Origin of the sequence: Roseibium sp. MMSF_3544, from assembly GCF_030732845.1 — a bacterium.
Taxonomy (GTDB): domain Bacteria; phylum Pseudomonadota; class Alphaproteobacteria; order Rhizobiales; family Stappiaceae; genus Roseibium.
Window position 1 is genome coordinate 119,548 of the sequence record NZ_JASHKA010000008.1, and the last position, 20,435, is coordinate 139,982.

Genomic DNA, 20,435 nt, shown 5'->3' on the forward strand with positions numbered 1-20,435 from the left:
TTGGCTTTCGGGTTGTCGGGGCAAGTACCGGAGGTGACGCATGCCAACTTTTTCTTCTGCATCCAATACGCTTGATCTTGATGTGCGCAGCAGTTGGGGAGCGGGGCTGGTCGCCGATCTCAGTCTGACACCAACACAATCGTTGAACGGTTGGACCGTCACCTTCGACTATCCCGGCGAGATCGTGAACATCTGGAACGCCCGTATTGTCTCAAGGGTTGGCGACCGCTACGTCGTCGAAGCCATGGGATACAATTCAAATGTGGCCGCAGGCGGAACTGTGTCCTTTGGTTTTCAGGGCAGCGGGAGCGTTCATGAGATCGCCCCGGTCGCGCTTGTAGGCGAACCGCTGGACGGAACGGGTGATCCGGCGCCTCTTCCGGTGGTTTCCGTTGCCGATGCATCGTCGTCCGAAGCAGACGGTGAGATCAGCTTCGACCTGCAACTGTCCGAGCCATCGACCACGGACGTCACGATCACCTACCAGACCAACTCCGGTACGGCTGATGAGGGAAGCGACTACACCGGAGCGAGCGCACAGATTGTGATCCCTGCCGGGCAGACGACGGCCACGATCACGATACCCTTGATTGACGACATGTCGGCGGAAAGCGCTGAAACCTTTGGTCTTGAACTCGTTTCTGCCGACGGTGCCGAAATCGGCGACGGGACTGCAACCGGCACAATTCTGGACAACGACACGACCACTCCGCCAGCGGATCCACCCGTGTTGAGCATCAGCGATGCAAGTGTAGCGGAAGGCAATCCCGGGACGGGCTCTGTGGCGACAGGCCAGCTGATCGTTGACGGACCGCTCTCGACCTCCGGAAATCAGATCATCGACAGCAATGGCGACGCCGTTCAGATACGTGCAGTCAACTGGTTCGGCGCCGAAAACGACGTGCGCGCGCCCCACGGGCTTTGGCAGCGCCCCATGACCGAGATGATGGATCAGATGGTCGACGAGGGCTTCAACGCCATCCGTCTTCCGTTCTCGGTACAAAACATTCTGGAAAACCAGGTTGCCACATCCGTGGGCGGTGACCCGAGCCTTGTTGGGCTCACCACGCTCGAAATCTTTGACCGCATCATCGACTACGCCGAAGATATCGGAATCAAAATCATTTTGGATGCGCACCGGATCACCCAGGGAAACGGCGCCGAAGGGATCTGGTATTCCGGCGCTTATGACGAAAGCGACTGGATCTCCGCTTGGGAAACCCTTGCAACACGTTACGGAGACTCGTCTGCCGTCATCGGAGCGGACCTTTTGAACGAACCGCATCTGGGGACCTGGGGGACCGGCGAACGAAACGATTGGGCGGCGGCCGCTGAACAGGCCGGCAATGCCGTGCTTGATGTGGCACCCGACTGGCTGATCCTGGTCGAAGGCATCGGCAACTACAACGGCGACAATTACTGGTGGGGAGGGCAGCTTCAGGGCGTGCGGGACCGGCCGGTTGAATTGTCGGTCGACAACAAACTCGTCTACTCCCCGCATGACTATCCTGCCTCGATTTTTCAGCAGCCGTGGTTCACCGATGGCTCGGACCTTTACGAGGTCTTCCGCGAAAACTGGGGCTTCATCTATGAGGAAGGGATCGCACCGGTACTCCTGGGCGAGTTTGGCTCCCGCCTGGAAAATCCACTGGACCTCGTTTGGGCAGAGGCGATCACCGATTATCTTTCCGGAGACTTTGACGGCGACGGAACCATCGATCTCGGTGCCGGCGAAGTCGGTCCAAGTTTTGCCTGGTGGTCGTGGAACCCCAATTCCGGCGATACGGGCGGATATGTCCTGGATGATTGGACGACAGTCCGCCAAAACGCTGCCGACTTGTTGGACCCGCTGCTGGAAGCCGATACGGGGACGGGCGAGGGCACCGGAAGCGGGACTTCGGTTCTCACGTTCGACGTGTCGCTCGATGCGCCCGCAGAGGAAGCGCTGAGTTATAGCTACGAGACACGCAACGGTTCCGCGGTCGCGGGTGAAGACTATGTCGCTGCCAGCGGGTCAGTCGCGTTCGCCATAGGGCAGCAAACCGCGCAGATCACCGTCGAAGTCATTGCGGACACGCTTGAAGAGCCAGACGAGACGCTCACGCTTGTCATCACCGATGCTGACGGAACAGAAGTCTACGCCACCGGAACCATCTTTGACGATGATGACGGCGACGGTGGTACGGGAGACGATGATACCGGCGATGATGATACGGGTGACGACGATACCGGCGACGATGACACGGGCGACGACGATACGGGTGATACCGGCGGCTCCGGTCCGTTCGTTGGTGGCGGAACGACCTATTTTGTCGGCCAGACCTCGGTGGTGACCGGGTTCGACCCGACGACCGATGTGCTCGATCTGGGGCCGAACTCGATCCACAACCAGATCCCGGTCGATACGCCCGACGGCTTCATGATGCTGCATATGTTCAACAGCAGCCAGTCGCTGTTGCTGGAAGGCGTCAGTCTTGCCGATCTCCACCCCGAAAACTTCGCGCCGATCTCTGACTCCCATCTGCAGCAGGACCTCAGTGCGGTTTTGGCCTATGAGAACGGCACCGGTCTGGTGCGGCCGAACACGGTCTACATCCGCTCGCATGAAGAGGGACTGGTGGAGACCGTCGACTTCAACCCGGCGACCGATAAGATCAGCTTCTTCTATCTGTCTGTACGCGGCGACGGTCAGCTCAACTTCGCGGTTGAGGACACGGCCGACGGCGCGCGTTTCTATAACCCGCTGACGGGGCAGAGCCTGACGCTGAACGGGGTCTCATTCTCCGAGCTCGACAGTTCTCACTTCGAGTGGCGTGCCAACCAGCTTGAAGACGGCATTGCCGGAAGAATGGGGTTGGAGGCCGTGATCGAAGGCTTCACCTATGTCAATGAGAACATCTTCACCGGCAAGAGCGTTGAGATGGCCGGCGGTGTCGACCGCGCGCCCTATCACAGCGGACAGGGCTATGAGGACTATACGGGCACCCCGATCGGGGGCGGCTCGGATGATGACACTGGTGATGATGGCACTGGAGACGACACAGGTGACGACGGCACGGGGGACGGCTCCACTCCGATTGGCGTGACTGTCACCGGGGGTGCCGTCACGGAGGCCGATCCAGGGATGGATCATGTTCATGATGACGGCTCGACCCATGTGCATGATGACGGGCACCGCTACATCACCTTCACAGTCACGCTTGATGAGCCAGTCAGCGAAGAACTTACATTGAGCTACACGACGGCGGACGGCACTGCCGTAGCCGACACCACCAGCGACGTTGCATGGGACTATCACACGGCGACTGGAGATCTGGTATTCGCTGTGGGTGAGCAGACCCGGACCGTGGCGGTCGCGGTGCATCCTGACACGCTGGTGGAAGATACAGAAACCTTCACCTTTACCGTCTCCGGCGACAATATCACCGGCACGCTCGAGGCGACGGGCACCATATACGACAATGACGATGATACCGGCGACGATGACACGGGCGACGACGATACGGGTGATACCGGCGGCTCCGGTCCGTTCGTTGGTGGCGGAACGACCTATTTTGTCGGCCAGACCTCGGTGGTGACCGGGTTCGATCCGACGACCGATGTGCTCGATCTGGGGCCGAACTCGATCCACAACCAGATCCCCGTCGATACGCCCGACGGCTTCATGATGCTGCATATGTTCAACAGCAGCCAGTCCCTGTTGCTGGAAGGCGTCAGTCTTGCCGATCTTCACCCTGAAAACTTCGCGCCGATCGCCGATGCCCATCTGCAGCAGGATCTCAGTGCGGTCCTGGCCTATGAGAACGGCACCGGTCTGGTGCGGCCGAACACGGTCTACATCCGCTCGCATGAAGAGGGACTGGTTGAGACCGTCGACTTCAACCCTGCAACCGACAAGATCAGCTTCTTCTATCTGTCTGTACGCGGCGACGGTCAGCTCAACTTCGCGGTTGAGGACACGGCCGACGGCGCGCGTTTCTATAACCCGCTGACGGGGCAGAGCCTGACGCTGAACGGGGTCTCATTCTCCGAGCTCGACAGTTCTCACTTCGAGTGGCGTGCCAACCAGCTTGAAGACGGCATTGCCGGAAGAATGGGGTTGGAGGCCGTGATCGACGGCTTCACCTATGTCAACGAGAACATCTTCACCGGCAAGAGCGTTGAGATGGCCGGCGGTGTCGACCGCGCGCCCTATCACAGTGGACAGGGCTACGAGGATTATACGGGCACGCCGATCGGGAGTGGCTCGGATGATGATGATACCGGTGACGACGGCACGGGAGATGATACAGGCGACGATGGCACGGGGGATACCGGAGACACGGGTGACACCGGCGACACGGGTGACACCGGGGAGGGAGACGGCTCCGATGTTCTCGATGCGGCGCTTGTTGTTAGCAATGACTGGGGATCCGGCGCGACGGTTCTGCTGGAAATCAGCAATGTCGACACCTTTGATTTCAGCGGTGGCTGGACCGTTGAAGTCGATCTCGACCCGTCCCTCATCAGCGGAAACTGGAACAGCGACTGGAGCGAGAACGATGATGGCAGCGGGATCATTGTGTCGGATGTCGGCTGGAACGCGGATATTGCCGCCGGTCAGGCCGTCGACGTTGGCTTCCAGCTCAATCAGGGTGGGCTTGACGAGTTCATGCTGAACCAGGACGCCGATTTCAGGTTCATCTAGGGTCCCCGTAATCCAGGGTCTGAAGACGCGTGCACAGCGCCTTGGTCTGCATCGCCGGGGAGGTGTCAAGCCATCTCGGCGGTGCATTCCGCGATTGTTCAAACGGCACAGCGCGCCGCAAGGCAGCATCGGGAAACCAGTCTTTGCCTGTTGACTGCAGCAGAATGCAGGTTGGCTTTGAGTGCAAATTGGCGGATGCATCAGCGCCATGCTAGCGTCCGCTTAAAGCCTACGGAGACCGCAATGCCTGCCGAAGCATCAAAGCAGCCTGCTCAAGAACGCGACACACGGCCCACAATTTTGTTCATCGCGGGCTTCGGTGACAACGCCAGCATGTTTGAGGGAATGGCCGGCACCCACCTTGCCGACAGGTATCGTCTGGTCCCCGTCAATCTGCCGGGTTTTGGCGCCCCGCCTCTGACGGAAACAACCACTCTCGAGGCACTTGCCCAGACAGTTGCGGACGAAGCTGTGAGGAACAGAGCCGAGATCATTGTCGCGCATTCTGTTGCGTCGATCATCGCATCGTTGGCCGCCAGGCGGCCCGACTGTCCTTTGACAAGGATCATTTCCCTGGAAGGAAATATCACGGCCGAGGATGCTTATTTCTCAGGGACAGCGGCAGACTATGATGATCCGGTGACCTTTCGCACAGCGTTTCTTGAACGGCTGGACGAAATGGCGAAAACCGTGCCGGTCATAAGGCGGTATCGCCGTGAAGTCTCAAAAGCGGATACTTTGGCGCTTTGGCAGCTTGGGACCGACGCACGGCGTTTTTCAGCCGAGCACGTGCCAGGTGTGGTGTTGCGGGACGCAGCAAACGTGACTTACCTCTACAACCCCGACAACTGCCCGGACAGCACCAACCGTTGGCTGGAAGAAAACGAGATGGATCGGATCGTCCTTGAAAACGCCACGCATTGGAAGAGCGTTGATCAGCCCGAAATGCTTGCGGACAAAATTGCTGAGGCATTGCAATAGTTGCAGAAAGCAGCCGTGCGACCCAGGTTGCGACGGAGCTGGAAGCAAGCCTCGGGCTTGGAGCCGTGAGAGGACGGTCGGGTTTCGCGCGAAAAGTCCATGTAGCAGATGTTCACGCGGAGGAGGTTCGCGGCCGGATTCGGACCGAAGCTACGGTTGAACCTTTCATCGACGAACTCCAACTTTGCGCCGCCAAAGGCGCATTCGACGCGCTAAAGCTCAAGCCCGAAAGTAGAAATTCAATTCATGCGCGGCAGATTTGCGGGATGGATGGGAGGAAATCAGTCGTTGAAGCAAACCAAGCGCCGACTGCTCATGCGCTACAAATGGTGTGATTGCGTTTAGCGAAAGACGCGCGCTATTTTTTGCTATTTCCGCCATCGAGTTGAGCTCTCTCGAAAGAAGAAAGATTGTCACCAAACTCATACGCCTCGCGATTGCCATCCCATGACTCTTGCCAGTCGTGCACGCCGAAGTTCTTGTTGTCCAGGAAACCGTTCATGAAGAAATCGCAATTGGTTATCGCATCGTAGACGGGCAAGCCAGTCACGGATCGCAGCAGGTTCGCATATGGCGGCAGTTCCGTGCACTCCAGTAGCAGGCACTCAATCTTCGGCTTGTTTCTCAGTACTGTATTGGTAAGACCAATCAGACCCTTGCCCACCTTTTCGGTGTCGACCCTCTGCCCCTTTGCGACGGCCTCGAAGCCCGGGACATCCTGGCACCCAACGATCTGGAGGCGGTGGCTGTGTTCTTGCAGGCCGGACATTCTGTCGAGTTCTGTTTCAATTTGCGCCAGGCTTGTGCTGTTTGCCGTGAAGATAGCGATTTCAGCTTCCGAATTGATGGTATTGATGATGGTGGGCAGTTGCACGAGGCAGGACATGAACACCGGTACGTCGGAATGGTCCTTCACGAGGTCCTGAATGTTGAGCATGAAACCGCAATCGCCCGTGATCGCATTCACATGATAGCTGTTCAAAAAGCGAACGGAATCGACAACGGCGTTTGTGACGTCCTCCGTCAGTTCACCGCTTTGACACATTGAAAAGGTCAAGCCCGGAACAACCTTGTACAGAACGTCGTAGCTGAACGAATCCGGATCATCGACATCCCCGAGTGCCGGCGGGTAGTCGTAGTCGAGCCGCAGCACACCCAGTGCCGGTGCTTGTCTCTTCCGCATTCCCCTTTGACCTCCGTCGCTTGTGTCGCAACAACGCATCAGAGCATGTTGTGCGCCCGGCCTACAAGACCCTTCAAGCCAATGACTCGATTGTCATTTTGTGGGTCGCCATGGGTCGCACCCGCCATTCTAGCCTTGGTAGATAGCTTTGGACCGATCCCGTAAAGAGCCAAGTCGCGATGCTTAAGCGGTATGGATGAACGGTGCTCACCCAACCCTATGATTTGAGACAACATGAAAGCACCTTGGCCTTCGTGGTTTCATCAAAAAGGGAATACGATTGTTTAGGCAAAAGTCTGTCATGTCGGTGCCGCATCCGTCTCCGGGCATCGCTGCACTTGACTGTCCCTGAGCCGCAACTGGAAAGCTGCCCACCAATAGCGCCGGTTGCCGCCCAACCAATTGAGTCCGGGCCAACCCTTCGGATTGTCTGCTGTGAACTTAGGCGTTGCAATTTAAAGCTAATATTCTTCGTTTCAAAACTAGGTAGTGAAGAAAATTGAACCGCCCTGCGCGGTGCTCAGGGCGGTATCTTCAGGAAAAATGCTTCCAAAACTTATAGGAGCGATCGAGTTGTCGCAGACGCTCGCCTTCGCGGGAGGAGGACAGGATCTCCTGTCCCTGCAGCAGAACTCTGATCTCGTTTGTTGCATAGTTCATCCGGTTTTGAGCATATCTCTTCAGCATGTTCGGTTCCTTTCATTTCTTTGAATTTTCATGCAATTGATGTAATTATCGCGCCTTATTTTTCAAATTAACTTTGATTAATATGTAAATTCATGTAAGTGTTAAGTAAATTTGGAAAAATAATTACTGGAAAGTCCGCTTGTGAGTGCGCCCCAATCCGCAAAAACGCACGAATCCATCATACTGCGCAAGGTAGTTCTCGTCACTTGAGTTGGAATATAAGTAATTGATTTTATTTTGATTCAGTGAAAAGGTGGCGGTATAGGTGCACGATAAATCATGGGTGGCGCTGCCGATGCTTCGTTCATTTTAGCAACATGCAGTCTGGCCAATCATTACTTCAATTTAATCTGTGTCGGCTCTTGGGATTTTTCGATCAGATGACACATGTTGGGCGAGAAGATCGATCTGGCTTCTATGTCATTGCAAGGAAGAACATCATGCAGACCACCAAAGACCGACGCGCGGCTTTTAAGGCCCTCCACGAAAAGGGCGCGGCATTTCTGATGCCAAACCCGTTCGATGCCGGTTCGGCACGCATACTGGACGGAATGCGGTTTGACGCCTTGGCAACGTCGAGCGCCGGATATGCCTGGACCAAAGGCGTTCGGGATGCAGAAGGACTGATCAGTCGCGACGATGCCCTGGCACATGCCCAAGAGATTATCGCAGCGACAAGCGTCCCGATAAATGGCGATCTCGAAAACGGCTTCGGAGATAGTCCCGAGGATGTGGTCGAAACAGTGAGGGGAGCGATCGAAATCGGTCTTGCAGGCTGTTCCATCGAAGACAAAACAACAAATCCTCACCATACCTATTATTCGCACGAAGCGGCGGTGGAACGGATCAAAGCCGCCGTCGATCTGAAGAAGCGGCTCGCCCCTGACTTTGTGCTCACGGCCCGCAGCGAGGCGCCGATCAGCACGGCGCAGGATCTGGACGAAACCATCCGCCGCCTACTCGCCTTTGAACAAGCCGGCGCAGATTGCGTTTACGCGCCCCGCCTGAAACAAAGGGACCAGATCTCCAAAGTTTTGGCCGAGGTCAAAACGCCTTTGAATGTGCTGGCTGGTCGGCAGAGTTTTCAGATGACCCGCAAGGAGCTCGCCGATATGGGCGTTGCGCGCGTCTCGGTCGGCGCAGGCCTGGCCCGCATTGCGCTCGGAGCGGTGTTTGCCGCGGCCGAAGACATGAAACACGGCGGTGCGTTTGGCTGTTTCGATCGGGCGCAAAGCATGCGGGAATTTCAGCCGTTCATGAAGTCCGTCGCCTGACAGCGCGTGTGGCATGGCGTTTCGGCAGTCAGCCGCCGGACGTGTAAGGTAAGTCATGGTTTTCGCCAATGCCCGTCCGCTGCAGACACAGCCGACCGATGTCCTTTGAATAGGAGCAGGTCACGCGTCCCCTTCGGTGTCGTCCGTTGCATTGCGCCGTCTGGCAATCACCGGCAGCAGGGCAACCAGCAACAGACCGGTGCCCAGGGCGAGCAGGCCATAGTCGAGAAACGCCGCCTGGCTCGCCGTCACTTCGCCGGCCGGGCCCGTATCCTCGGGAACCGCAGCGAGCCTCGCAAGAAGACCACTGCCGTAGTTTCCAAGCGCGTGAGTCATGAACCACATGCCCATGGCAAAGCCCATCAACTCGCGGGTCGCGAGGCGGCTTACCATGGAAAGTCCGATTGGCTCAACCAATAGCTCCGCGACACTGAAGAGCAGAAAGAATACTATCAGCCACAGAGGCGATACCAGCCCGGCAGCACCCGGAGGCGCCAACGAAAGCGAGCAGTAGGCTGCACCGAGCAGCAGAAGCCCGACGGCAAACCTGGCGCTTTCGGACGGTGTTATGTCGCGCCCCGCAAGCCGGAACCACAAGATCGACATCAGTGGCGCGCCGATAATGATGGTGAGCGAATTGAGCGACAGGAAAGAACTCGATGGGATTTCAAAGCCCATGACAGTCCGATCGACCCCCTGAGCTATGAAGAGCAGGATTGTATCGGCATCCTGGTTGTAGACCGCCCAGAAAATGACGCCGAAGGTAAAGAGCATCAGCATGACAAGCGCACGCTGCCGGCTTGTTGCATCCAGGCGCAGAACCGTGAAAAGGAAAAACCCGAAAACCGCGACGCAGATGACAGCGATGATCTCGCCGGCAGCGAAGGCATGAAACAGGAGCAAGTTGCTGAGCACGACCAGAGCGATTGTACCGACCGCAAGCCACAAGAGGTTTGGGAGTCCGGCAAAGTCTGCCCGCATCAGCGGCCGGTCAGCGGGTGCGGCGCCGACACTGCGAAAAACGCGACCGCCCGCCAGCAGCGCAGCGAAGCCGAGCAATTTACCGAGCCCGGCGACGAGGAAGGCCGTGTGGTAGCCGAACTCGCGCGCCAGAAGCCCTGCGCAAAGTGCCGCGCCGCCGGCACCGATATTGATGCCCATGTACAAAAGCGTATAGCCGCTGTCGCGCCGAGGATCGTCCTTTTCGTAAAGCAGGCCCAAAAGGCTGGAGATGCTGGGCTTGTAATAGCCATTGCCGACCAGCAGCGCGGCCAGGCCGACAAAGGCGGCTGCCTTCACGCCAGTGGCGAGAAGCAGGCTGCCGCTGGCCATGATGGCAAGACCGATGAGTGCTGCTGCGCGGAAGCCAAGCAATCGGTCAGCGACAATGCCGCCGGCAAAAGTCGTCGAATAGATCAGCGCCGTATAGGTGCCATAAAGCAGCGACGCCTCGACCTCGGAAAAGCCAATCCTGGTGACGGCATAGGGAACAAGGAGAAATACCGCCGTATAAAAGCCGTAGCGCTCACACAGTTCAACGAGGAAGAGAAGGTAAAAGCCTTTGGGCTGCGGCGTCATGGCGGCGGGACTCGGCAGGCGTGCGCATATTTGCTCCGAGAGTCGGGACGAAAGTACCGACCGTTGAACACGCCCTTTATAGGAGTGCGCTGCGATTTGGCAAAGCGCCTTCTTCCGATCTGCTATCCGGGCCCCGACAACGTCATGCAGCATGCCCGCTCCCTGCAGAACGGAAAAACCTTGTCGCCGCGTGTCAACCAGCTTCCAAAAAAGTTGCCGGCAAAAGGGAAAGACCAGCAAAGCGGTCAGTCAGACCACCTACCCATATGCCGGTTTGGTGTGCCTGCGTGGCAAGCCGCTCACCTCGAACGCAGCGAAGGTTCGGAATGGGCGCGCGTTTCGGAAGTTCTCTGGCGCAAAATACCAACGCCAACCACGCCTTTGGATCAGGTAGCTTGAAAGGTGAGCAAATCGGTTGCAGCATCAAAAGAGAACGTTGCAATTGTGGGGTGTTGGGCAAATTCTGGGAGTTTTCAGTTTGAGAAAGTCAAGATGAACGTTCAGCCGGACAAGTTTTTGAGAGATCTTCACACGCTCCGCTCCTTCGGCGCCAGTGGCGTGGGCAAGGGAGTGGTGCGGCCGGCGTTTTCTGAACCAGACGTGGCTGCCCGAAAGTGGCTGATCGAACAGTTTAAAGCGGCAGGACTGGCCCCACATGTGGACCCTGTGGGCAACGTCTTCGGCCTGACCGATGCTCCATCCATGCTTTTGGGGTCTCACACCGATACCCAACCCGAAGGGGGCTGGCTGGATGGGGCGTTGGGTGTCATCGTCGCTTTGGAGATCGCGCGAGCTGCGAAAGAGGCGGGTGGTCCGCCGGTGTCAGTTGTGAACTTCCAGGATGAAGAAGGGCGGTTTGGCGCGCTGACCGGATCCAGCTTTTATTCAGGCAAGACCACACTTGCCGAGGCCGACGAATTCACGGACCGGAACGGCGTCTCCTTCCGTGAGGCGCGGTCTTCAGTGGCGGATCTTGCAGGGGCGTTCGTGCCATACAACCAGTTCGTGGGTTTCATTGAACTCCATATCGAACAGGGCAGCACATTGCACGACGCGGGCGAAGCGATTGGCGTTGTCACAGATATTGTCGGATCCCGCCAACTGCAGATTACCCTGACTGGTCAGCAAAACCACGCCGGCACCACGCTGATGCACCAGCGAAAAGATGCGTTTCAGGCGCTGTCGGGATTCAACGCCGCGCTAAACGACCGCCTTCGAAACATTGTAACACCACGCACGGTCTGGACGATTGGCCGGATACAACTGCGGCCCAATGCGCCCTCCATTGTGCCCGGTGAAGTGGTGTTCGACGTGCAGTGGCGCGATGTTGATGATGATCGGCTGGCCCGCATGGAAGCACTTGTTCGCGATCTTGTTGCCGAGATTGCAGGTGACCATGGAATGCAGTCTGAAATTGTGCCGATCAAGGCGCTGCAGCCGGTTCCAATGGACGCCAACCTGCGCGCGGCCTTGAGCGCCGCAGCTGAGGCGCAGGCTCCCGGTAAATGGCGCGAGATGCCGTCGGGCGCCTTGCACGATGCTTCAAACATGGCGCGATTGATGCCGTCAGCGATGTTGTTTGTTCCATCGATTGACGGGATCAGCCACGATTTTGCCGAGGACACGCACGAGGCCGACTTGATAACCGGCCTGCGTGTACTGGCGGACGCCGTCAGCCGAGCAAGCTGAAACAGGTGTCAAATCAGAGCCCCGTTGCTCAAACACACGGTTGCTTTCGGGCCAAGGCTTCAACGCGGAAATTGTCAGTTTTGAGGGCGCGTTGTTGCCGTTCGGAACACTCGCAGCGAAGGTCGGATTGAGCCCTTCTTGCAGTTTTCAGCATCGCAGCATCAACTGCATTGAAGGTCATCGAGCCACGGAAAGGGAATTGATTTGAGCCGTAGGTTTGTTCTGCTGACGGGGTGTTCTGGCGGTGGAAAATCAACTCTGCTGAAGGCCTTGAAAGAGCGCGGGTTTCCGACAGTGGAAGAGCCCGGCCGCCGTATCGTTTCAGATGAACTGGCCGGACAAGGCACGGCATTGCCATGGGTGGACATGAAGGCGTTTGCGCTGCGCGCAGTTGAGATGGCCAAGTCCGACTTACAGGCCGCGAAACACGTTGATGGCATTGTGTTCTTCGACCGTGGCTTGATCGACGCGGCGGTCGCTTTGGCACGTTCTGGTGGCCAAACGATGGAGGAGACACTTGGTGAAACCCAGGCATACTGGAAGCGCGTTTTCGTGGTCCCGCCCTGGAGGGAGCTGTTTGCCAATGACGCTGAACGACGGCACTCATTCGATGCAGCAGTGCAGGAACACCTCCGCATCGAGGAGGCTTTGGACGCGCTTGGTTACATCAGAATTGAACTACCCAAGGTGTCGGTTCAAGAACGGGCCGAAATCGTCTTGAAGGAGTGCGGAGCACTGTAGCTCGGAGGTCTTCTTTGTCCGAATCTCGTTTTTTCCATTTGACAGTGACGAACGGCTGCTCACAGTAACAATGCGATAGCACTCGAACGTGCGCAATGCGGGCCAATTGTTGCCGTTCAGACCACTCGCAGCGAAAGCCGGTTTTGAGGCAGAGAGGAGGCTGTCGGGATTTCGGCGCATTCTCGCAGCAAAAAAAGATGGCCCCAGCCACCTTAAAATCAATTCAAGCCGTTCAAATATCCGGACGCAGACCCGCTTCCGGACATGGAGAAGAAGACGCCATTGTCGCGCTCAGCGCTGTTGGGCTTCTGCCGGACCCTGTTCCTCAGCGCCTCTGCTGTAATGGAGACCCCAACCTCAAGATTTGAATGGTGTTCACCAAGGCTCGGATCAATCAGGCCATGCTGGTAATCGTCCACAATCGCTTCAGGCAGATCAACCAGCCAGAAGTTTTCATCAGAATGGTAGGACAAAAGGATCTTATACGGGTCAATCCCGTGTTCCTTGATCATCGCCTCAATCAGAACCATGCGGTCAACAGGTGAAAGGCCAAGCGCCTCGCGAACGGCCCGCGGGGCTTCTGTGTATCTGTAGGCGGGCGGCGCCCTGCGCGGCAGTCGAAAGAACAATGGCGGCTTTTCAAGCAGGCTGGGGCAGAGAGCCCCGATTTTTTCGATAAAGACCTTTCCGACGCCGAAATCATCGCCATGAAAGGCAATCAATTGCTCGACCGATTTATAGGCAATCTGTTCGTGCCCGGCGAATTCTGCGGAATTCGCATCACCGATCCAAACGTCGTTCTGGTAATCGACATCCAACAGCTTGAATTCACATCCGGTGATCCCGATGCTGAAATTCCATTGGTGCTCAAAAAGACGATCTGCGTCTCCCGGATTGCGCGTCAGTATCTTGATCCCAATGACACCAAATGGTGCTTCGCGCGAGATCATCTTCTGAACGGCGCCGTCCTGAATATCAAAGACTGTTGAGGTGTTCCACAAGTCGATGAGATGAGACTGGAACTCTGCACCTATCGCATCAATCAGTCTTTCAACGCGGCCCTTGCTTGGTGACACATCAGTCTCCGGTCTCTGTTTGGTCACTCAGTCTACCAAACCAATATATGTCATCTGCGCCTTGCCGGTAACTCCTTGCTTTTCAAAAAAAGGCGTACCTGAAGAAGTTTGATGCGCCCGACACATCAGCGCATTGCAGACGTGAGCTGAAATGGCCTGGCTGACCGGCATCGCTTCCAAACAACAAACCACCCTGAAATGTTGGCCCAATCATTGGCCCAGCAATCTGGAAAATCTGACTCAGATCCCGAGAGGCCGGAAAAGGCCTTAATTTCAGATCTAAGCTGCAAAGAAAAATGGTCGGAGTGAGAGGATTCGAACCTCCGACCCCCTCGTCCCGAACGAGGTGCGCTACCAGGCTGCGCTACACTCCGACACCTTGTTTGGATCTAGCATAGATCCATCGGGAACAGCGGGGCAAGGCCGCGCTGCGTGGAGGGTCATGTAGCAAAGCTCATCTGATCCCGCAAGTGGTTTGGAAGCCCGCGCGCCGTTTTTTTGAGACGATGAACAACCTGGGCGGAAAGGGTTTAGGTTGTTGCCGCAGACAAGATTTAGCAGGCGCCTTGAAGTGGAAAAAGCCAAGCTCTTTGAAGCCTTTGGCCGCATATCCTGTCTGGCTTGGGGAAAACTCCAATCGCGTCCTATAAGTTAGGGCAGGGGAAGGCTTGCGCTTCAAAGGCGACCTCGCTATACAGCGTTCCCACGGCATTGGGGTGTAGCCAAGCGGTAAGGCAGCGGTTTTTGGTACCGCCATGCGCTGGTTCGAATCCAGCCACCCCAGCCAGCTTTTCAGAAAAAACGGGAAATGAGCTTGTCGTGCAGCGCCTGCGCGGCCGGCGGCCTACCGCCGTCTGCCGAAGCCCGGCTTGTCAACCGCGGTCGGACGGGTACGCCGGACGGGCTGTTCAGCCATCTTCTTCTTTTCGTCCTGAACGCGCTTGCGCGAGAAGAAATTGTCCGGTGAATCCCGCACCTCGTCGATGTCATCCTTGAGCGCTTCTTCGGATGATTTCAGGATCTGCGCGCGCTGCTGGCTGACCTTGCGTTTCTCGCTGACGAACTCAACGCCAATGCGCAGACCTTCTTCCCAACGGCGTTCACAGGTGACTTCAAAGTCTTCCAGGTCGATCTGCAGAACGAATTCCGGCGGCAGCAGATAGGCCTGTTCGAACTCCAGCTTTGCACCGTTTTCCGACAGGTTCCGGACGATGCAGGGAACGGATCTCAAACCGCGATTGAAGACCAGTTTGCCTTTCTTGAGCGCGCGCATGCGCCTGGCACGTTCGGTCGGGTCGCCGTCTTTGTCTTCCGGGGTCTGCTGCGGTTCTGGCATCGTGTCTGACATGGTCGTTCCAAATCTCAAGGCTATTCAGGGGTGAAGGTCACCCGTGAACCTGTTCTTTTTAACAGGAATACCTTGTCATTCGGTGAATCTGCGGAGGGTATCCAAATGGACGGCGTGATCATCAGCGGCGCTTGCCGAAGGCCGGCTTGCCGCCAGCCGGCGGAGTGTTACGGCGTCCAGTGTCTTCCGAGGCATCCGGCTCCTGCTCGTGCTCCTCAGCTTCCAGAGGCTTTTCCAGGTCACCCCAGGCCGGGTCCAGACGCGCCTGCAGCGCCGTTTCGGAAGATTTCAGCACCTGGGCGCGCTGCTGACTGACATGCCGCTTTGAGCTGGTGAACATGACCCCGCATTTCAGGCCTTCTTCCCAGCGGCGCTCGCAGGACACTTCATAGTCTTCCAGATCGATATAAAGCTCGAAGTCCTTCGGCAGGATATAAGGTTGCTCGAATTCCAGCATGGCCCCGCCGTCGGAGATGTTCCGGACAACGCAGGGGATGGACCTCAACCCGTTCTGAAAGACCATTTTGCCTTTTTTATAGACACGGGCGCGCCGGGCGCGCGGCACAAAGTCCTCTGCCTCTTGTGGGTCCGCATTTTGCTGCGGTGCAGGATCAACATTCGACATGGTCATCTCGCATTGGCTAGATAAATACGGTCAGCCCCTTTTCCGTTACAAAGTTACTTGAAAGCTCTTGCCAATAAGTGAATCGAATTCGAGAAACGAAGGGATATCTGCGTTTTATTGATTTCCGTCGCGTAAATAGAGGACTATATTAGTTTCTTAATGAAGATATTTCCACGTCTTGACCGTTGTATTCGTTTGTTAACGTAAAAAGATAAAAATGAAATAAAAATCAAAGTAATTTCTGGTTGAATGCTCGTCATCTCTTGCAATTTTTACAAGAGTCTTGTTGCGATTTCTAAACGCAGATTTTAGACTGGCCAAAAGACGCGCTGTCGCAACGCAGCATGAAAGGGGAGCGTTGGCCGCAAGGTCATCCGCCGACCTGGTGCTGTTTGTGCGGCCGTCCGGGAGGAATGGCGATAAGCGCCGTATCTGTTCGTATCTACCCGTGCCCGGTTCCTTCTATGGGACACGTGTGCGAGGAACAAACACCCCCGGAGGGGCGGTCGATAACCGAAGCATTTTCCATTCCAGCATATTCGTGGAACGTGGTTTCTTGAATTGATACATGCGTTCCCGTTACTTACGGCCATGCAGGAATTACCGAACCCGCCCGAAATCCTTGAGGTTTCGGGCAACCAGAGGCGTCTATGACAGAAGACCGGATATCCTTTTTGATCCAGCTTGCTATTCGGGCTGGCGAGGAAATCTTGAAAATTTATGCCGAGCCGTTTGAAGCCGAGAGCAAGGCGGACGGGTCGCCGGTGACCAAGGCAGATGCTGCCGCGGAAAAGATCATCCTGGAGGGTCTTTCGGACGTCTTTCCGGAACTCCCGGTCGTCGCCGAAGAATCCGTCGAGGCGGGCAACCTGCCGGCGGTTGGCGACAGTTACTTCCTCGTTGATCCGTTGGACGGCACCAAGGAATTCTTGAAGAAAAACGGTGAGTTCACTGTAAACATCGCCTTGATCGAACACGGGCGCCCGGTGTTTGGAGTCGTTGGGGCGCCGGCGCTCGGCGAGATTTTCTGGGGTGGCGTGACGGCCAGCGGTGAAAGCGCCGCACGCGCATTCAAGGCACGGATTGACGCCGGGCGCGCAGTTGACGTGACCCCGGTCGAAGTCAGGACGCCGCCATCTGCCGGCATTAGCGTATTGGCGAGCCGGTCGCATTTGTCTGAAGAGACATCCGCCCTGATTGACCGGCTCAACGTCGCTGAGCGTCTGTCTGTCGGCTCGTCGCTGAAGCTTTGCTGGGTGGCGGAAGGCAAGGCCGATCTCTATCCCCGGCTTGCGCCGACCATGCAATGGGACATTGCTGCTGGAGATGCGGTGGTGCGTGCGGCGGGCGGCTGCGTCGTTCTGGCTGAAAACGGAGAGGACTTTGTCTATGAAGTGCCGGAAGGCGCTTCCAAGGACGATCTGAGAAACCCGCATTTCATCGCCGTCAGTTCAAGGGAACTCCTGCCGGAACCGGTGCCGGCGGTGTGATGCGCCGCCACAAAAAAGACAGGTCACACAAAGATAAAGCCGGCTCGCCGGACAAATTGGAAAAGTGAAAATGAATATGCAATCTCACGGGATCACGCCCGAGCGCCTCAGCAATTTGAAGCGCCTGGAAGCGGAAAGCATCCACATCATCAGGGAAGTCGCGGCCGAGTTCTCCAATCCGGTGATGCTCTATTCCATCGGCAAGGACTCCGGAGTGATGCTGCACCTGGCGATGAAGGCGTTTTATCCGTCCAAACCGCCGTTTCCGCTGCTTCACGTCGACACGACCTGGAAGTTCCGGGACATGATCCAGTTCCGCGACGACACTGCAAAGCGCCTGGGGCTCGATCTTCTGGTCTACACCAATGCCGAAGGCGTCGAGAAGAACATCAATCCGTTCGACCACGGCTCTTCGGTTCACACGCACATCATGAAAACGGAAGCCCTGAAACAGGCGCTCGACAAATACGGCTTCGATGCCGCATTCGGTGGTGCGCGCCGGGACGAGGAAAAGTCGCGCGCAAAGGAACGTGTCTTTTCTTTCCGAAATTCCAGCCATGGCTGGGACCCGAAAAACCAGCGCCCGGAATTGTGGAACCTCTATAACGCCCGCGTTGCCAAAGGCGAGAGCATCCGCGCCTTTCCGCTGTCCAACTGGACCGAACTGGATATCTGGCAGTACATCCTGACGGAGAACATTCCAATGGTTCCGCTCTACCTTGCCGCCAACCGGCCGGTGGTCGAGCGCGACGGCATGCTCATCATGGTCGACGACGAGCGCATGAAGCTGCAGCCAGGTGAGATCATCCAGGAAAGAAAGGTCCGGTTCCGCACGCTCGGCTGTTATCCGTTGACCGGCGCGATTGAATCAGATGCCGACACGCTCCCCGCCATCGTCCGTGAAATGCTGATTGCCCGCACCTCCGAGCGGCAGGGCCGGTTGATCGACAAGGACGAAAGCGCGTCCATGGAGAAAAAGAAGCGGGAAGGGTATTTCTAAGATGAGCACGACAAACGTTCAGGAAGCCGCTGAAACGGCGGTCACCGATTATATCCTTGCGCAAGAATCCAAGGACCAGCTGCGCTTTCTCACCTGCGGTTCCGTCGATGACGGCAAATCGACGCTCATCGGCCGGCTGCTTTATGACACCAAGCTGATCTTCGAGGACCAGCTGGCGGCCCTGGAGCGCGATTCCAAGAAACACGGCACTGTGGGCGAAGACATCGATCTCGCGCTTCTGGTCGACGGCCTGGAAGCCGAGCGCGAGCAGGGCATTACCATTGACGTTGCCTATCGCTTCTTTGCGACCGAAAAGCGCAAGTTCATTGTTGCCGACACACCAGGCCACGAGCAGTACACCCGCAACATGGCAACAGGCGCCTCGACGGCAGATCTGGCGGTGCTGCTGGTGGACGCCCGCAACGGACTGATGGTCCAGACCCGCAGGCACGCCTTCATAGCATCGCTGCTCGGCATTCGCCATGTGGTTCTGGCGGTCAACAAGATCGACCTTGTCGGCTACTCGCAGGAGCGGTTTGAGGAAATCCGCAAGGAGTTCGAGGTTTTCGCGAACGGGTTCGACTTTGAAACCCTTCAGGCAATTCCGATGTCGGCCCGCTTCGGCGACAATGTGACGGCCAGGGGCCAGAGCATGGACTGGTATTCCGGCCCCACGCTTCTGGACCATCTGGAAACCGTCGAAGTTGGCGAACACGCCCTGGAAGCGCCCTTCCGGTTCCCGGTGCAGTGGGTCAACCGGCCCAATCTCGATTTCCGCGGCTATTCCGGCACAATTGCCAGCGGACGGGTGTCGGTCGGTGAAGAGCTAGTGGTTGCCGGACCTGCAAAGTCCTCCAAGGTGAAAAGCATTGTCGGTCCGGGTGGGGAAGTTCCCGAAGCCAAGGCCGGCGAAGCGGTCACAATCACGCTCGAAGATGAAATCGACATTTCGCGCGGCGATCTTTTGTCTTCGGCCGCACACAGGCCCGACGTCGCCGACCAGTTCGCTGCCCATGTCATCTGGATGAGCGACGAGCCGTTGCTTCCGGGCCGTCCGTACCTATTGAAAATCGGCACCAAGACGGTCACTGCAACGGTTTCTGAAATCAAGCACAAGATTAACGTCAACACATTCGAGCATATGGCGGGCAAGACGCTTGAACTCAACGAGATTGCCTTCTGCAATTTCGCGCTGTCGTCGTCCGTCCCGTTTGACCCCTACGAGGCCAATCGTTCCACGGGATCGTTCATCCTGATCGACCGGATGTCGAACGCAACGGTTGGCGCCGGCATGATCTGGTTCGCACTACGCCGGGCCAGCAACATCCACTGGCAGGCGCTCGACGTCGACAAGACAGCGCGTTCGGAGAAACTGGGCCAGAAGCCGGCGGTGCTCTGGTTCACGGGCCTGTCCGGGTCGGGCAAATCCACCATCGCCTCGATCGTGGAAAAGAAGCTGCATATCGACGGCAAACACACCTATACGCTCGACGGTGACAATGTCCGTCATGGTCTCAACAAGGATCTGGGCTTTACCGACGCGGACCGCGTCGAGAACATCCGCCGCGTCGGCGAAGTTGCAAAACTCTTCACCGATGCCGGTTTAATCACGCTCGTTTCCTTCATTTCACCCTTCAGGTCCGAGCGCCGGATGGCCAGGGATCTGCTGGGCGAAGGGGAATTTGTCGAGGTCTTCGTCGATACGCCGATCGAGATCTGCCGCCAGCGCGATCCCAAGGGTCTTTATGCCAAGGCGGATCGGGGTGAGATCAAGAACTTCACCGGCATCGACAGCCCGTACGAGGCGCCGGAAAACCCGGAAATCCACATTCGGAACGTGGACCGGGACCCGGAAGACATTGCAGAAGATGTGATCACGTATCTGCGCGAGGGCGGCTTCCTGGGCAGCTAGGCTGCGGTGGCGTCATTGTCCTCGCAGACGTTGACCGGCGAACAATCGGGGAGAGGCGGACCGTCTCTCCCTTTCTTTTTTTGCCGGCGGCCATCGGCGAAGACCTTTGCCCCTTGAATGGAAACGACCGCGATTTTCAATGCCGATTTCAGACTTTGCCGTTG

Annotated in this window: 14 protein-coding genes and 2 tRNA genes; 9 read left to right on the forward strand and 7 right to left on the reverse strand. The window is 57.1% G+C overall.

The window, feature by feature from the left end:
• Positions 1 to 40 precede the first annotated feature (40 nt).
• Positions 41 to 4,687: a cellulase family glycosylhydrolase gene (locus RBB47_RS13485; RefSeq protein ID WP_305986335.1), complete on the forward strand. Its 4,647-nt coding sequence runs from the start codon at positions 41 to 43 to the stop codon at positions 4,685 to 4,687.
• A 243-nt stretch (positions 4,688 to 4,930) separates the two neighbouring features.
• Positions 4,931 to 5,668 carry an alpha/beta fold hydrolase gene (locus RBB47_RS13490; RefSeq protein ID WP_305986336.1) on the forward strand — a complete coding sequence of 246 codons (738 nt, stop codon included), beginning with the start codon at positions 4,931 to 4,933 and terminating at the stop codon, positions 5,666 to 5,668.
• A gap of 358 nt (positions 5,669 to 6,026) precedes the next feature.
• On the opposite strand, the gene RBB47_RS13495 is transcribed toward RBB47_RS13490, so the two are convergent.
• Together RBB47_RS13495 and RBB47_RS13500 are read right to left on the reverse strand one after the other, a co-directional pair.
• The gene (locus RBB47_RS13495; protein ID WP_305986337.1) at positions 6,027 to 6,851 is read right to left on the reverse strand and encodes a hypothetical protein; all 825 of its coding nucleotides are present in this window, start codon (positions 6,849 to 6,851) and stop codon (positions 6,027 to 6,029) included.
• 534 nt (positions 6,852 to 7,385) lie between these two features.
• Positions 7,386 to 7,538, reverse strand: coding sequence for a hypothetical protein (locus RBB47_RS13500; RefSeq protein ID WP_305986338.1), 153 nt, complete (start codon positions 7,536 to 7,538; stop codon positions 7,386 to 7,388).
• 440 nt (positions 7,539 to 7,978) lie between these two features.
• Between RBB47_RS13500 and RBB47_RS13505 the strand changes: the two genes are divergently transcribed.
• On the forward strand, positions 7,979 to 8,812 hold the full coding sequence (locus RBB47_RS13505; protein ID WP_305986339.1) for an oxaloacetate decarboxylase: 834 nt from the start codon (positions 7,979 to 7,981) through the stop codon (positions 8,810 to 8,812).
• A gap of 120 nt (positions 8,813 to 8,932) precedes the next feature.
• On the opposite strand, the gene RBB47_RS13510 is transcribed toward RBB47_RS13505, so the two are convergent.
• A complete protein-coding gene (locus tag RBB47_RS13510; protein WP_305986340.1) occupies positions 8,933 to 10,390 on the reverse strand; it encodes a peptide MFS transporter in 1,458 nt (485 codons plus the stop codon).
• 492 nt (positions 10,391 to 10,882) lie between these two features.
• On the opposite strand from RBB47_RS13510, the gene RBB47_RS13515 reads away from it, so the two are divergent.
• Positions 10,883 to 12,079, forward strand: a complete 1,197-nt coding sequence (locus tag RBB47_RS13515) for a hydantoinase/carbamoylase family amidase (RefSeq protein ID WP_305986341.1) — start codon at positions 10,883 to 10,885, stop codon at positions 12,077 to 12,079.
• Between the two features lie 204 nt (positions 12,080 to 12,283).
• Positions 12,284 to 12,820 carry an AAA family ATPase gene (locus tag RBB47_RS13520; RefSeq protein WP_305986342.1) on the forward strand — a complete coding sequence of 179 codons (537 nt, stop codon included), beginning with the start codon at positions 12,284 to 12,286 and terminating at the stop codon, positions 12,818 to 12,820.
• Positions 12,821 to 13,038: 218 nt separating this feature from the next.
• Here the strand turns inward: RBB47_RS13520 and RBB47_RS13525 are convergent, their stop codons facing one another.
• Both RBB47_RS13525 and RBB47_RS13530 read right to left on the reverse strand, forming a co-directional pair.
• Positions 13,039 to 13,896, reverse strand: coding sequence for a hypothetical protein (locus RBB47_RS13525; RefSeq protein WP_305986343.1), 858 nt, complete (start codon positions 13,894 to 13,896; stop codon positions 13,039 to 13,041).
• A gap of 297 nt (positions 13,897 to 14,193) precedes the next feature.
• Positions 14,194 to 14,270 (reverse strand) — tRNA-Pro (locus tag RBB47_RS13530).
• Between the two features lie 338 nt (positions 14,271 to 14,608).
• On the opposite strand from RBB47_RS13530, the gene RBB47_RS13535 reads away from it, so the two are divergent.
• Positions 14,609 to 14,683: transfer RNA gene (locus RBB47_RS13535), tRNA-Gln, on the forward strand.
• A gap of 57 nt (positions 14,684 to 14,740) precedes the next feature.
• On the opposite strand, the gene RBB47_RS13540 is transcribed toward RBB47_RS13535, so the two are convergent.
• Together RBB47_RS13540 and RBB47_RS13545 are read right to left on the reverse strand one after the other, a co-directional pair.
• Complete coding sequence (locus RBB47_RS13540) at positions 14,741 to 15,244, reverse strand: PilZ domain-containing protein (RefSeq protein WP_305986344.1); 504 nt, start codon at positions 15,242 to 15,244, stop codon at positions 14,741 to 14,743.
• Between the two features lie 121 nt (positions 15,245 to 15,365).
• Positions 15,366 to 15,869: a PilZ domain-containing protein gene (locus tag RBB47_RS13545; protein ID WP_305986345.1), complete on the reverse strand. Its 504-nt coding sequence runs from the start codon at positions 15,867 to 15,869 to the stop codon at positions 15,366 to 15,368.
• A gap of 650 nt (positions 15,870 to 16,519) precedes the next feature.
• Here RBB47_RS13545 and cysQ point away from each other — a divergent pair.
• From cysQ to cysN, 3 genes are all read left to right on the forward strand, one after another.
• Positions 16,520 to 17,359 carry a 3'(2'),5'-bisphosphate nucleotidase CysQ gene (gene cysQ, locus RBB47_RS13550; protein WP_305986346.1) on the forward strand — a complete coding sequence of 280 codons (840 nt, stop codon included), beginning with the start codon at positions 16,520 to 16,522 and terminating at the stop codon, positions 17,357 to 17,359.
• Positions 17,360 to 17,429: 70 nt separating this feature from the next.
• Entirely contained in the window at positions 17,430 to 18,359 is a 930-nt protein-coding gene (cysD, locus tag RBB47_RS13555) for a sulfate adenylyltransferase subunit CysD (protein WP_305986347.1), read from the forward strand.
• Position 18,360: 1 nt separating this feature from the next.
• Complete coding sequence (gene cysN, locus RBB47_RS13560) at positions 18,361 to 20,271, forward strand: sulfate adenylyltransferase subunit CysN (protein ID WP_305986348.1); 1,911 nt, start codon at positions 18,361 to 18,363, stop codon at positions 20,269 to 20,271.
• Positions 20,272 to 20,435: the final 164 nt, after the last annotated feature.